Below are 13,946 nucleotides of genomic sequence, written 5' to 3' on the forward strand. Positions count from 1 at the left end.
CTCCGCGTCAGACGGTAATCGTCGCGGTGATCCTGCGGTCCGTGAGGGACCTACCCACCTGGATTTCGTACGAACCCTTCACAAAGAACCACCCGTGGGCGTCCTCGTCCCAGACCTCGAAGGCGCGCCGCGCGAGGTCGACGACGGCCTCGGCGCTCTCGCCCGGTCCGGCCTCGACGGTCGCGAAGCCGGCCAGCAGGCGTGCCGGGCGCTCCGGGGCCGGGTCCGTGCCCGTGCCCGTGTCCGTCGGAGCGAGGTAGACCTGGACGACCTCGCGGCCGGCCCGCTCGCCGGTGTTGCGGACGCGGATCTTCAGCGTGGTGCCGTCCGCCTCGACCGACTCGTAGGCCCAGTCGGTGTAGCCGAGGCCGTGGCCGAAGGGGTAGGCGGGGGTGCGGCCCTGCTTCTCCCAGGCCCGGTAGCCGATGAAGACGCCCTCGGTGTAGGGGAGTTCGCCGTTCTCGGGGGTGACCTGGGTGACGGGGGCGTCGGCGAGGGAGCCCCAGGTGGTGGGGAGGCGGCCGCCGGGCTCGTGGGCGCCGGTGAGGACGTCCGCGAGGGCCGCGCCGCCCTCCTGGCCGGGGAACCAGCTCAGCAGGACGGCGGCGACGTCCTCGCGCCAGGGGAGTTCCACCGGGGAGCCGGAGTTGACGACCACGACCGTGTTCGGGTTGGCGGCGGCGACGGCCCGGACCAGGTCGTCCTGGCGGCCGGGCAGCCTCAGGTCGGCGCGGTCGAAGCCCTCGGACTCGACCCGGTCGGTGGTGGCGACCACGACCACCGCCGTGTCGGCGGCGCGGGCCGCCTCGACGGCCTCGGCGATCAGCTCGTCCGCGTCGCGCTGCGGCTCCTGGTGGGCGAGGGCGAAGGCGATCACCTTCAGCGGGATGTTCTCGGGGAGCTCGAAGACGTAGGTGAGGGAGATCTCGGCGCTCTCCCCGGCGGTCAGGTCGACCTCGGCGCGGGGCACCGGGGCGCCGAAGAACGCCTCGAAGGGGTCGCTGACGTCGGCGGGCACCTGGGGGCCGTCGAAGTGCGTCGTGCCGGCGACGGTGAGGGCGAAGGCGCCGACGCCCTTGACGCCGAAGGTGTGCCGGCCGGTGGTGCGCGGGGTGAAGGTGCCGGTCAGTTCGACGGTGTGGAGGCGGTCGTGGGTGACGCCGTCGGGGAGGTCGTCGCCCATCCACTGGATCTGCCCGTTGGGCACGGAGCCGGTGCCGATCACCTCTCCGTCGGCGTCCCGGCAGACGGCGCGCAGGGTGAACCCCTTGTCGGCGACGGCGAGTTCGGTGGTGGGGTCGGCGCCGACGACGTAGTTGAGCGTGCCCTCGGGCAGGGCGGCGGTGAGGCCGTCGAGCGGGGAGACGATGTGCGTCGGGAAGACGGTGGCGGAGCCGCCGCCCAGGACCCGGGCGTCGCGGGCGGCGGCGCCGATGAGGGCGACCGTGCCGGTCTTGAGGGGAAGGGCGCCGTTCTCGTTGCGGACGAGGACGAAGGAGCGGCGGGCGAGTTCGCGGGCGAGGGCCTCGCCGTCGACGGCGGCGGGCGGTTCGGCGACGGCGGGTTCGGCGCCGGCGAGGGCGCCGACGCGGGCGGCCAGCCGCAGGACGCGGCGGACGGCGTCGTCGACCTCGGACTCGTCGAGCCGGCCGTCCCGTACCGCCTCGGCGAGGGCCTCGCCGTACACGGTCCGCGGGCCGGGCATGGCGACGTCGAGGCCGCCGCGGAGGGCGCCGACGGTGTCGCGGGCGGCCATCCAGTCGGAGACGTTGAAGCCGTCGAAGCCCCACTCGCCGCGCAGGACCTCGTTCACGAGGTGGTGGTGCTCGGTCATCGTGGTGCCGTTGACCGTGTTGTAGGCGGTCATGATGCCCCAGGGGTGGGCGTTCTCCACGATGGCCTCGAAGGGCGCCAGGTACAGCTCGCGCAGGGCGCGTTCGCCGACCAGGTTGTTCACGGTGAAGCGGTCGGTCTCGGCGTCGTTGGCGACGAAGTGCTTGACGGTGGTGCCGACGCCGCCGGACTGGACGCCGCGGACGTATCCGGTGCCGATGCGGCCGGTGAGGTACGGGTCCTCGCTGTAGGCCTCGAAGTGGCGGCCGCCGAGCGGGGAGCGGTGCAGGTTGACCGTGGGGGCGAGCAGGACGTGGACGCCCTTGCGGCGGGCCTCCTGGGCCAGCAGCACACCGGCCCGGTGGGCGAGCGCGGGGTCCCAGGTGGCGGCCAGGGCGGTCGGGGAGGGCAGCGCGACGGACGGGTCGTCGGCGGTCCAGCGCACGCCCCGTACGCCGATCGGGCCGTCGGACATCACCAGGGACGCCAGACCGATCTCCGGCAGGGCGGGCAGGGACCACATGTCCTGGCCGGCCAGCAGCCGGCTCTTGGCCTCCAGATCGAGCTTGCCGAGGGCCGCCTCGACGACCGCCTCGTTGTCCGCCATCGCGGCGCCTCCTCGTTGAGTCGTGCAGTGCAGTGACTCCATCGTGCATCCATTGCCTGTAACGCGGTAGGTTTCGTTACCATCCTGTTATTTCAGGGTGGGCCGGATGACGTACGGTGGCGCCATGAGTGGCCGGGTCAGAAGTGGGGAGCGGCGCGCCGAGATCGTGCGCGCGGCCCTGGAGGTGATCGCCGAGCGCGGCTACCGGGGGGCGAGTCTGGCCGCCGTGGCCGAGCGGGTGGGGCTGACCCAGCAGGGGCTGCTGCACCACTTCCCGACGAAGGACGCGCTGCTCGTCGCCGTGCTGGAGGAGCGCGACCAGTGGGACGCGGTGCCGGACACCCGGTGGCGGGTCGACCTGCTGGCCTCGCTGGTCGAGTACAACGCGATGCGGCCCGGCATCGTCCAGACCTTCTCCGCGCTGCTCGGCGAGAGCGTCACCGAGGGGCACCCGGCCCGGCGGTACTTCACCGAGCGCTACACCCAGGTCCGGGCGAACATGGCGGCGGTGCTGCGCACCGAGTACGGCGAGCGGCTGCCCAACGGCCTCACGCCGGAGCGGACCGCTCCCCTGCTGGTGGCGGTGATGGACGGGTTGCAGTTCCAGTGGCTGCTGGACCCGGAGTCGGTCGACATGCCGGGCGCGTTCCGGGACTTCCTGCGGCTGCTGGGCGAGGACCTGGGCGAGGGCCTGGACTGAGGAGCCGACGGGCCCCATGGCATGGAACCGGGCTGAAGCCCGACGGGCCCCATGGCATGGAACCGGGCTGAAGCCCGACGGGCCCCATGGCATGGAACCGGGCTGAAGCCCGACGGGCCCCATGGCGTGGAACCGGGCTGAAGCCCGACGGGCCCCATGGCGTGGAGCACAGCCGCCACGCGATACTTCCGCCGTTCCAGCGCGACGCGCGCCCCGCAGCGACGGAAGGACCCCAAGTACCTTGCACCGCTTACGAGTTCGCATCGGTGTCCTCGGCCTGGCCCTCGTGGCCTGCCTCTCGGCCCCGGCGACCGCGGCCTGCGCGGTCCCCGACGCCGCCCCCGCGCCCGGCGTCGAGGAGCGGCGGCTCGACCGGGCCGTCCCCGGGGAGATCCTCGCGGCCTCCGGGTTCGACACGGCCGCGCCGCGCCTCGCCCGGCAGTTGGCGGCCGCCCCCTCCCTCGCACAGGCCCGCCGTGCCGTCGCCCGCGAGGGCGCGGCGCTGTGGCGGCGGGCCGTGGACCGGGCGCAGGCGCGGGGCCCGGCCGGCGGGGAGCTCAGCCGGGACGACGACCGGCCGCTGTACTGGGCGCGGCTGGCGCTGACCCGGGAAGTGCGCACCTGGGAGCCGGAGTTCGGGCTCACCAGGGCGCAACGGACGGCACTGCTGGCCGGCCTGGAGCGCGCCTCGCGCGGCCAGGACGACATCGGCTTCCGCCGCCTCGGCGGCGAGGGCCTCAAGCGGGTGCTGATCACCGGCTTCGACCCGTTCACCCTGGACCAGGACATCCGCATCTCCAACCCGTCCGGGGCGGCCGCGCTGGCCCTCGACGGCACGGTGATCGAGACGGCGGACGGGCCGGCCCGGGTGGAGGCGGCCGTGTTCCCGGTGCGCTGGGGGGACTTCGCCGAGGGCACGGTGGAACGGACGCTGCGGCCGCACCTGAGGCACGTGGACCTGTTCGCGACCGTGAGCCAGGGGCGCGTCGGCCGCTTCGACGTCGAGCGGACCAACGGGGCCTGGCGGGGCGGCTTCCCGGACAACGAGAACGTGAGCAGGACGGAGACGGTCCCGGTCGCCGACCCGGCCTCGCAGCCGCAGTGGACGACGACGACCCTGCCCTACTGGGAGATCGTGGCGGCGGACACCGGCCGCTTCCCGGTCCTCGACAACACGGGTGTGACCGAGATCCCGGCCGGGGGGACCGCGCCCGTGGTCCGGCCGGACGGGCCCACCCCGGGGTCGACCGCGCGGGCCGGGGGCGGCGGGAACTACCTCTCCAACGAGATCGCCTACCGGGCCACCCTGCTGCGGGACCGGCTCGGTCTGCGCGGCACGCTGCCGGGCGGGCACCTCCACACGCCGGTCCTCCGGTTCGGCACCGGGAACACCGATCCGGCGACCGGGACGGTGACCGACCCGGAGTTCGTGCGCAACCGGCTGGACATCATCGCCCAGGTGCGGGCGATCGTGGCGGTGGCGCTCGGCGCGGCGGAGGGCACGGGGGGCTGACGCCGGGGCGGGCGGGTCCGGGCCGGGCGCCGCACACGATCGTGACCGGGCGGGCGCCGCGCGCGGCCGGTCACGGCCGGGCGGGCGCCGCGCGCGGCCGGTCACGGCCGGGCGTTCGCCTCCTCGCGGTCGTCGTCGGCGGCCTCGCCGTCCCGGGTCTCCTCCCCCAGCAGGTCCCGCGCCATGAGGGTCGCGCCGGCGACCGCGCCCGGCATCAGGAACACCGCCACGAAGGGCACCAGGAACGCCAGTCCGAGCGGCGTGCCGAAGCCCCAGACCAGCGTCTTGCGGGAGCGCAGCAGGGTGAGGCGGGCGCGCAGGTCGACGTTCCTGCGCTGGAGGGCCACGGCGGTGAGCTCCTCGGTGAGGAAGAAGCCGGTGACGAAGAACCCGATCACGGGCACGACGGTCTGCCCGAGGAACGGGACGAACCCGAGGGCGAACAGCAGCACGGCCCACAGCAGGGCCCGGACCACGATGCGCGCACTGTCGCGGGCCGAGATCCACAGCTCGCGCCAGAGCGGCAGCCCCGACTCCGGTGCCGTGCCGTCGGGCGAGACGTCACGGTCGACCCTCTCGGAGAGGCTCTCGTAGAAGGGCTGCCCGAGGAGCAGGGTGACGGCGGTGAAGGTCAGGACGGAGAGGAGCAGGGCCAGGGCGAACAGCACGACCGTGAGGAACCCGCGGAACAGCCCGCCCCACGGGCTCGACCAGTCGTCGGCGAACGGCGTCGCCCACGTCACGGCGTCCCCGCCCCACACCGCGAGCGCCACCAGCGCGCCCACGTAGAGGACGAGTGTGATCAGCCCCGGCAGGAGTCCGAACCCGTACTGCCTGCCGTGCCGGGCCACCCACCGCTGGCCCGCCACCAGGTACCTGAAACCCGCCCCGAGATCGCGCATGTCCGCACTCTATCGGGCGGGTGCACATCGTCCCCGGTCGTGCTGGAGCGGGCCGGTGGTGCGCACCGCTCGGCCGCCGCGCGCCCGGCGGCGGAGTCGACGATCCGTCACGGAGGCCCGTCCGACCGACCGTCCGGCCGCACGCTCGGCGCTTTGTCTGACCGACCGTCTGGCCGCAGGCGGCGGATCTCCGTCTGACCGTCCGTCGGCCGCCGGGCCCGGAGCCCCGTCTGACCGTCCGTCGGCCGCCGGCCCGGAGCCCCGTCTGACCGTCCGTCGGCCGCACGCCCGGACGGCTGCCGGGCGCACGCCCGGGTGCCCGCGGGTTCTTTCCTAGGCCATCCGGGCTATCGGTGACACCAACCCCCTCTTGTTGCAGTTGAGTCGAACAGGTACATCTCGCCGTACCGGTCTCCGGCAGCACCCGAGCACAGGAAGTCAGCGGAGGTACACGTGTGCACCACGAGAACCACCCCGGCCCGGCCTGTCCTGATCGCCGCCCTCGCCGTCACGGCCGCGGGGGCCCTTCTGCTCGCCCCGGCCACCGCCGGCGCCGGCCCGAAACCCGTGACCCGGGAGGGATCCGGCGCGGACACGGCCGTCGCCGGGCCGCCCGCGGCGACCACCCGGCAGGCGCTCACCGCGCCCGTCACCGACCTGTCCGCCGCCGACTCCGTCCGCGGCTACCCCCGGCAGCAGGTACTCAGCGCCGACCCCGAGAACCCCGCCGACGCGTCCCTCAGGCTGGGCCTCGTCCCGTACCACGCCATCGCCCCGCGGCTGAACACCCTTCAGGCGCTCGGCGACCGGGTGAGCGTCGAGGTCGCCGGCCGCTCGGCGGGCGGGCACCGGCTCTACCTCGTCACCGTCACCGCGCCGGAGACCGCCCGCCAGACCCGCGACCAGGAGCGGATGCGCGAACTCATCGAGAACGCGCCCGCCGCGGCCGCCGCGGACCCCGCCCTGAAGTCGGCCTACAAGACGCCCGTCTTCGTCAACGGCAACATCCACGGCAACGAGTGGGAGGGCACCGACGCCTCCCTGGAGCTCGTCGAGCGGCTCGCCACCGCGGACGACGCGGCGACCCGCGACCTCCTCGCCCACAGCCGCCTCTACTTCAACATCACCGCCAACCCGGACGGCCGGATCGCCGGCACCCGCGCGAACGCGGTCGGCTTCGACCTGAACCGGGACGCCGTCACCGCCTCCCAGCCCGAGACGCGCGCGGTGCGGCAGATCGAGATCGCCAAGCAGCCGGCCGTCGTGCTCGACCTGCACGGCTACGTCAACGGCACCCTCATCGAGCCGACCACCCCGCCGCACGGCGAGAACTACGAGTACGACCTCTTCCTGAAGAACTCCTATGCCAACGCCCTCGGCATGGAGGCCGCCGTCGACGCCCTCGGCCTCACCCCCGCGAAGGACGGCGTGCGGCCCGCGCAGATCCCGTTCCGCGACCAGGCGGAGGGCTGGGACGACTGGCCGCCGGTCTTCACCCCGCAGTACGCGGCCTTCCACGGCGCGGTCGCCGCGCACACGGTCGAGATCCCGCTCCAGGTGAACAACGCGGCCTACACCGGTCTGCCGGCCGGCGAGCTGCGCCGCCGGTCCGCGATCAACGTGCAGGTGGCCGGCGCCGCCCTCCGCGCCACCCTCGACTTCGTCCGCGAGCGGGGCCCCTCCCTCGTCGCCGACCAGATCGAGGTGTTCCGGCGCGGGGCCGCCGGTGCCGCGCAGGTGCCGGTGTCGGAACGGACCGTGCCGGGCGTCCCGGGCATCGGCCCCGAGGACGTCTGGACGACCGCGTTCCCGCGCGCCTACGTCCTCCCGGCCGGCCCGACGCCCACCGCCACCGCCCGCCTCGTCGACCACCTCCTCGCCAACGACGTCCGCGTCACCCGGGCGAGCCGCTCCTTCCGGCTCGACGGACGGACGTACCCGCGGGGCTCGTACGTCGTCGACATGCGCCAGCCCAAGCGGGGGCTGGCGAACGTGCTGCTCGCCGACGGCCGGGACATCAGCGGCCGGGTGTCGGTGATGTACGACATCTCGGGCTGGAGCCTGGGACGGCTGTGGGGCGCGCGGGTGGTGGCCGTCCACGGCGGTTCCCCGACCGGCGCCCCGCTGCGGGCGGTGACCGGGGCCGCCCCGGCCGGCACGGTCGCCCCGCGCGGCGACCTGCGGCTGCGACTGGACGACCCGGGCGCGGTCGCGGCCCTCAACTCCCTGCTGCGGGCCGGGATCGCGGTACGGCGGGACGCGGACGGCAGCGCGGTCGTCCCGGCGTCGGCGCGCGCGCGGGCGGCCAGCGCCGCCCGCGCGTACGACGTCTCCTTCACCTCGGCCACCACGGCCACCTCGGCCGCCGTCACCGGCACCACTCCCCTGCACCGCGTCCGGATCGCCGCCGCCGTCACGGCCGGTGAGCTGTTCGCGCTGCGCGAGATGGGCTTCGACGTCACGCCGGTCTCCACGGCCCGCCTCGACGCCGGTTTCGACTGGTCGTCGGTGGACGTGCTGTTCGTGTCGACCGGGCTGGACCGGGCCGCGCTGAGCGGGGCCGCCCGCACCGCCCTGGACGCCTTCCTCGCCGGGCACGGCCTGGTCGGCCGGGGCGCCGAGGGGGCCGCGCTCGCCACGGGCGCCGGGCTGCTGGACGTGACGGCCGTACGGGGCGCCGAGGAGGCCAACGGCGTGGTGCGGGTGGTCAACTCGGGGCCGGTGACGGCCGGGGCCCCGGACCACGGCTTCGTCTACGCGCCGGTGTGGTTCACCGGCCTCGGCCCCGGGGTGCGCGTCGAGCAGTCGTACGCCACCGGCGACCCGCTCGTCTCCGGCCACTGGCGGGCCCGGGCCGACGGCTCGGGCGGTCCCGGCGCCGCCGCCGGGCGGCCTGCCGTCGTGAGCGGGCCGCACGCCGTCCTGTTCGGCACGGAACCCCTCTTCCGGGACCATCCCAAGGGCGAGTTCACCCAGGTCGCACAGGCTTTGATCACCATGGCACACACAGGCAGCGGTCTGGCTGAGGAGAGCGGATGACACAGGAGATCCACGGCACCGTCGCGAACGGTTTTGACGCGGTGCGGGAGGAGTTCGCCGCGTTCGTGGCGGCGGGGCGACCCGACTACGAGGGCCAGTTGTGCGTGTACCTGCACGGCCGCCGGGTCGTCGACCTGTGGGCCGGGGACGGCACGGACGCCGGCTCCCTCTACGGCGTGTACTCGTCCACCAAGGGCGCCGCGTACCTGGTGGTCGCGCTCCTCGTGCAGGAGGGCACGCTGGAGCTGGACCGCAAGGTCACCTATTACTGGCCGGAGTTCGCGGCCGAGGGCAAGGGCGCGCTGACCCTGCGCGAGCTGCTCGCGCACCGGGCCGGAGTGGTCGGCGCGGACACCGGGTTCTCCGCGCGGGAGCTGGCCGACGACCGGCAGATCGCCGAACGCCTCGCCGACCAGCGGCCGTTCTGGCGCCCGGGCGCCGTCTTCGGCTACCACGCGCTGGTCATCGGCGCGCTCGTCGGCGAGGTCGTACGGCGTGCGACGGGACGCACCCTCCAGGAGGTGTACGAGGAGCGGGTGCGCGCCCCGTACGGGCTGGACTTCTTCCTGGGGCTGCCGGACGGGTACGAGCCGCGCTTCCGGGACGCGCAGCCGATGGCGCCGACCGCCGAGCAGCGGGCCCTGCTCGACTCGCTGCCCGACGGGCCGCACACCCTGGCCGCCATCGCCTTCAACCGGCACGGCGACGAGCCGACCGACCTGGCACTGCTGCCGAACGACCCGCTGATCCGCGCCAAGGGCCCGGCGTCGGTGGGCGGGGTGGCGTCGGCGCGCGGGCTCGCCGGGCTGTACGCGGCGGCGATCAGCGAGGTCGGCGGGAAGGCGCCGCTGCTGAAGGAGGACACGGCGGCGGAGTTCGGGCAGTGCCACTCCGTCGGCCACGACGTGGTGGCCCGCGCCCACAGGTCGTACGGGCTGGGCTTCCAGTCGACGGCGGACACCTCGTACCCGTTCCTCGGCGCGGGGGCGTTCGGGCACAGCGGGGCGGGCGGCTGCCAGGCGTTCGCGGACCCGCGCAGCGGGCTCGCCTACGGGTACGCGCGGCGCCGGTTCGCCTTCCCGGGCGGGGCCGCGCCGGAGAACAACCGGCTGGTGGCGGCGGCGCACCGGGCGGCGCTGGCGGGCTGAGCCCGATCGAGTGACCAGCGCAGGCCGCACCCGGGTCCGAGGGTGCGGCCTGCGCCGTGCGCGGCTACGCCACCACGCGCGTGGCGCTGCTTCCGCGGAAGGGCGCGGGCCCTGCCGGCCCCGGCGCTTTCGCCGCCCCGCCCGCACTACAGCTTGACGATCATCTTCCCGGTGTTGTCGCCGCGCAGGACCCCGAAGAACGCCTCCAGGTTGTTCTCGATGCCCTCGACGACCGTCTCGCGGTACTTCAGCTCACCGGAGCGGACCCAGGCGCCGACCTCCTGGACGAACTGCGGCTGGAGGTCGTAGTGGTCACCGACCAGGAAGCCCTCGATGCGGCCGCGGGTCTGGATGAGGCGGACGAGGTTCTTCGGGCCGGGGGCGGGCTCGGTGTTGTTGTAGACGGAGATCATGCCGCAGACCGCGATCCGGCCGTCCCGGTTGAGGGAGCCGATGGCGGCCTCCAGGTGGTCGCCGCCGACGTTGTCGAAGTAGATGTCGACGCCGTCGGGCGCGGCCTCGCGCAGCTGCTCGGCGACCGGGCCGTTGCGGTAGTTGAACGCGGCGTCGAAGCCGTACTCCTCGACCAGCAGCTTGACCTTCTCGTCGGACCCGGCGGAGCCGATGACCCGCGAGGCGCCCTTCAGCCGGGCGATCTGCCCGACCTGGCTGCCGACGGCGCCCGCCGCGCCGGACACGAACACCGCGTCGCCCTCCTTGAAGGAGGCGGTGCGCAGCAGGCCCGCGTACGCGGTGAGGCCGGTCATGCCGAGGACGCCCAGGTACGTGGAGAGGGGCGCGGCCTCGGGGTCGACCCGGACGGCCTGCCCGCCGTCGACGGTGGCGTACTCGCGCCAGCCGCCGAAGTGCAGGACGTGGTCGCCCGGGGCGATGCCCTCGGCCTCGGAGGCGACGACCTCGCCGACCGCGCCGCCCTGCATCACCTTGCCCAGCTCGAAGGGGGCGACGTAGGACTTGGCGGCGCTCATCCGGCCGCGCATGTAGGGGTCGACGGAGAGGTACTCGTTGCGGACGAGGACCTGGCCGGGTCCGGGCCGCCGTACCTCCGCCTCGGCCAGCTCGAAGTCCTCGGGCTTCGGCCAGCCGACGGGTCGGCTGAGCAGGCGCCATGCGCGGCCGGTGGCGGGGAGGGCGGAGTCGGTCATGGGAGTTGCCTCTCTGAATGTTTCACTAGCTGAAACAACCATGCGTCTGAATATTTCAGGATGTCAAGTAAGCCGGGTACCCTGTCCACCATGGCACCCTCACCCCCGGCCCGCCGCCCCGACGCCCTGACCCTCGAGGTCGTCGAACTGATCGGCGAGGTCGTGGCCCGCTTCCACGAGGACTACGAGGACGCCGCCGCCGCATACGCCCTCACCGGCGCCCAGGCCCGCCTGCTCAGCCTGCTCTCCCTGGAGCCGCTGCCCATGCGCAAGCTGGCGAACCGGCTCAGGTGCGAGCCGTCCAACGTGACCGGCATCGTCGACCGCCTGGAGGCCCGGGGCCTGGCCGAACGCCGCCCCGACCCGGCCGACCGCCGCGTCAAACTGGCCGCCGCCACCGAGGAGGGCCGCCGGGTCGCCAAGGGCCTCCGCGAAGGCCTGCGCTTCGCCCGCGAGCCCCTGGCGGGGCTGACGGAGGAGGAACGGGGGGTGTTGCGGGGGTTGCTGCGGCGGATGGTGACGCCTGCGGGGGACGGCGACTGACGCCGCCTTCCCCTCCGGCAGCCTCGGACGGCGCCCCTTCTCCTCAGTCCGCCGAGCCGACCGAGAACTCGTACTGCGCTTCGTAGAGATGCCCCGCCTTCACCATGACCGTCACCTCGACCGGGGTCTCCCGGTCACCGAGCACGAGCCGCAGGGTGCGCAGGACCGGCATGCCGCTGGTCAGGCGGAGCGCCTGGTACTGCTCCTGGGTCGGAACCCTCGCGGAGACGCGGTCCACGCTGCGGCGAGGAGGGTGACCGAGTTCCGTGAGCAACACGGGCGTTCCGCCCTTGATCCGCCGACGGTTCGTCAGCGGCGTACCTCTGGCGATGTCCAACGGATAGTAGGAGTAGACGAGTTCGGCGGGCTCTTCGTCGATCAGGAGGAGCTGGCTGCGGAGGAGGGCGGTGCCGTCCTCCGGGAGGCCGAAGGCGGCGCGGACATCGGCCGGTGGGCGGGTCTCCCCCACGTCGAGCAGTTCGCTGCGGGCGCGCGTGCCGTGCTTGGCCGCTTCGGTGAGCCAGCGGAAGGGCTCTCCAGGTGCGCCCGGCGCCGCGAGCGCGGCAGGGCGGACCGTGCGCTGGCGGTGTTCGCGGACCGTCACGGCCGCGCCGGCCCTTCCGACCACCAGACCTTCGTCCTTCAGGAGCTGAAGGGCCTTCTGGACGGTGGCGTTCGACGCGTCGAAGCGCTCCTTGAGCTGCACCGTGGAGGGCAGGTTCGCTCCGGGCGCCACCTCCCCGCTCATGATGTCGTCGCGCAGATCGGCCGCGATCCTCTCGTGCAGCGAGCGGCGGTCGGCGGCTTCCGGTACTGCCTTGGGCACGGTCATCCGATCCTGATCTCGTAACGCAGCCTCTGCCGTGGGGCAGGCATCACGATACGGTCGGCCTGGATCGGCCGGTCGTCGCGGTCCCGGGTCAGCCGAGTGATCCGCAGGACCGGCTCGTCAGCGGCTGTCCGCAGGGCTTCCCGCTCCTCCTCGTCCGGCATTCCGGCGGTCACGTCCTCCGTCACGAGGACGCCCACGTGCCCCAGTTCGGCGAGGAGCGTGACGGCTCCGCCCGGGATCCTGGCGGTCCCGGCGAGTCGGGTGCCCCGGGCGATGGCGGTCGGGTAGTAGGTGTCGGTGCGTTCGTTCGGCTGATCGTCGAGGAGGATCAGGCGCCGCCGCACGACCACCGGCTCCCCTTCCTCGATCCCGAGCAGCCCCGCCACGTCCGCCGGAGCCGGCACCTCGCCCGCGTGGACGATCCGCTGAGTACCACGCCGCCCCTGGGCCTCCGCCTCCTCCGCCCAGGCGTCACCCCGCCCCTGCTTCCGTGGCGTCAGATACGGCAACGAGGTGCTGACCCACCCACTCGTACTCACGGCGTCCTCCTGTACGGCCGACCCGTTCCTTCACCGTGCGCCCAACACGTTAGGCGACTACGGGCGCACAGCCTCGGCCTTGCTGCTCGACGGCACGGTGACACGTCTGGGGGTCCGGGACACCGGCGGTCCGCTCGTCGCCCCTCAGGCGTCGGACGTCCTCGCGTGCTCGGGACGGGGGTTGCACCTGACCAGGCAGTCGGCCGACGACATGGGCGTCACCGAGCACGCCGTCGGCAGGACGGTGTGGGCGGTCTTCAAGACCGACCGCCGGCCCCGGGACATCCTGACGGCGGCATCCGTTCCGCTCAGCTGCACCACCAGAGGAACCGGTCGCACGTTTCCGAAGGCGAAGGTTCCGGTTCCGGGGCCGGCTCCGATGTCGTGGGGTCGGACGCCGGGGTGGACGGGGTGTCCGCCGGGGTGTCGGACCCGGAGGTGGTCGGGGAGGTGACCGGGACGACGGTCGCCGACTGGGGGTCCTGGTCCGGGCCGGTCGTCGACGACTCCGACGCGCTCGCCGAGGCGGACGCCGACGCGGAGCCGGAGGCGGAGGCCGAGGGGTCCGGTGAGGCCGAGGCGCCGTCGCCGCCGGTGTCCGACCTGGCGTCCAGGGGCTCCGCCGTGGTGCCCGCCGCGGGCTCGTCGGCGTCGGCCTCCGTCGACTCTCCCCCGGCCGCCGCCGGGTGGGAGCCGGGGAGACCGGGGCCGTCGATGCCGAGCTCGGCCAGGCTCAGCCCGCCGGCCGCCAGAACGAAGCCCGCGGTGATCAGGAGGGTGCGGCGGCGGCGCCGGCGGTGGACGGCGGCCTTGCGATCGCGACGGCTCGCATCGCCCTCGGCAAGGTCGTCGGCGGTGTCGTCGGCCGGGCCGTCGGCGGGCACCGGCCCGTGGGACCGCCCGCCACGGGACCGGCCCTGGCCTCGGGCCTGGCCCCGGCCCCGGCTCCGGCCCCGGCCGCGTTCCTGCTCGCGGCGGCGGGCGGCCCGGCCTCCGGTTCCGGGGGCCGCCGTATCGGACTCGGGGGCATCCGCCCCGGCGCCGGGGGCCGCCGCGGCGACCTCGGGGGCGACCGTCTCGGCCTTCCGCGTGCCCGTACCGGCGTCAGGGGCCCGCGTCCCCGC

Annotated in this window: 11 protein-coding genes; 5 read left to right on the forward strand and 6 right to left on the reverse strand. The window is 74.4% G+C overall.

Annotated features, from left to right (window positions below):
- Window positions 1–7: 7 nt before the first annotated feature.
- Window positions 8–2,440: a beta-glucosidase gene (locus ACFV9M_RS00975; RefSeq protein ID WP_385062207.1), complete on the reverse strand. Its 2,433-nt coding sequence runs from the start codon at window positions 2,438–2,440 to the stop codon at window positions 8–10.
- Between the two features lie 106 nt (window positions 2,441–2,546).
- Between ACFV9M_RS00975 and ACFV9M_RS00980 the strand changes: the two genes are divergently transcribed.
- Entirely contained in the window at window positions 2,547–3,140 is a 594-nt protein-coding gene (locus ACFV9M_RS00980; RefSeq protein ID WP_385062209.1) for a TetR/AcrR family transcriptional regulator, read from the forward strand.
- Between the two features lie 241 nt (window positions 3,141–3,381).
- Window positions 3,382–4,653: a pyroglutamyl peptidase gene (locus ACFV9M_RS00985; protein ID WP_385062210.1), complete on the forward strand. Its 1,272-nt coding sequence runs from the start codon at window positions 3,382–3,384 to the stop codon at window positions 4,651–4,653.
- Between the two features lie 101 nt (window positions 4,654–4,754).
- Here ACFV9M_RS00985 and ACFV9M_RS00990 read toward each other — a convergent pair whose 3' ends face one another.
- Window positions 4,755–5,555, reverse strand: coding sequence for an EI24 domain-containing protein (locus ACFV9M_RS00990; protein ID WP_385062211.1), 801 nt, complete (start codon window positions 5,553–5,555; stop codon window positions 4,755–4,757).
- A gap of 453 nt (window positions 5,556–6,008) precedes the next feature.
- On the opposite strand from ACFV9M_RS00990, the gene ACFV9M_RS00995 reads away from it, so the two are divergent.
- On the forward strand, window positions 6,009–8,594 hold the full coding sequence (locus ACFV9M_RS00995; protein WP_385062213.1) for a M14 family zinc carboxypeptidase: 2,586 nt from the start codon (window positions 6,009–6,011) through the stop codon (window positions 8,592–8,594).
- Window positions 8,591–9,742 carry a serine hydrolase domain-containing protein gene (locus ACFV9M_RS01000; protein WP_385062214.1) on the forward strand — a complete coding sequence of 384 codons (1,152 nt, stop codon included), beginning with the start codon at window positions 8,591–8,593 and terminating at the stop codon, window positions 9,740–9,742. The genes ACFV9M_RS00995 and ACFV9M_RS01000 overlap by 4 nt, the downstream gene beginning before the upstream one ends.
- Window positions 9,743–9,888: 146 nt before the next feature.
- Here the strand turns inward: ACFV9M_RS01000 and ACFV9M_RS01005 are convergent, their stop codons facing one another.
- Window positions 9,889–10,908: an NADP-dependent oxidoreductase gene (locus ACFV9M_RS01005; protein ID WP_385062216.1), complete on the reverse strand. Its 1,020-nt coding sequence runs from the start codon at window positions 10,906–10,908 to the stop codon at window positions 9,889–9,891.
- Window positions 10,909–10,998: 90 nt separating this feature from the next.
- On the opposite strand from ACFV9M_RS01005, the gene ACFV9M_RS01010 reads away from it, so the two are divergent.
- Window positions 10,999–11,451 carry a MarR family winged helix-turn-helix transcriptional regulator gene (locus tag ACFV9M_RS01010; protein WP_385062217.1) on the forward strand — a complete coding sequence of 151 codons (453 nt, stop codon included), beginning with the start codon at window positions 10,999–11,001 and terminating at the stop codon, window positions 11,449–11,451.
- A 43-nt stretch (window positions 11,452–11,494) separates the two neighbouring features.
- On the opposite strand, the gene ACFV9M_RS01015 is transcribed toward ACFV9M_RS01010, so the two are convergent.
- From ACFV9M_RS01015 to ACFV9M_RS01025, 3 genes are all read right to left on the reverse strand, one after another.
- The gene (locus ACFV9M_RS01015; RefSeq protein ID WP_385062219.1) at window positions 11,495–12,283 is read right to left on the reverse strand and encodes a GntR family transcriptional regulator; all 789 of its coding nucleotides are present in this window, start codon (window positions 12,281–12,283) and stop codon (window positions 11,495–11,497) included.
- The gene (locus tag ACFV9M_RS01020; RefSeq protein WP_385062221.1) at window positions 12,280–12,822 is read right to left on the reverse strand and encodes a GntR family transcriptional regulator; all 543 of its coding nucleotides are present in this window, start codon (window positions 12,820–12,822) and stop codon (window positions 12,280–12,282) included. Before ACFV9M_RS01020 ends, ACFV9M_RS01015 begins: the two co-directional genes overlap by 4 nt.
- A gap of 308 nt (window positions 12,823–13,130) precedes the next feature.
- Window positions 13,131–13,946: hypothetical protein (locus ACFV9M_RS01025; RefSeq protein WP_385102298.1), on the reverse strand; the 816-nt coding region annotated here is incomplete at its 5' end.

It is taken from the genome of Streptomyces sp. NPDC059895, from assembly GCF_042731035.1.
Taxonomy (GTDB): Bacteria; Actinomycetota; Actinomycetes; order Streptomycetales; family Streptomycetaceae; genus Streptomyces.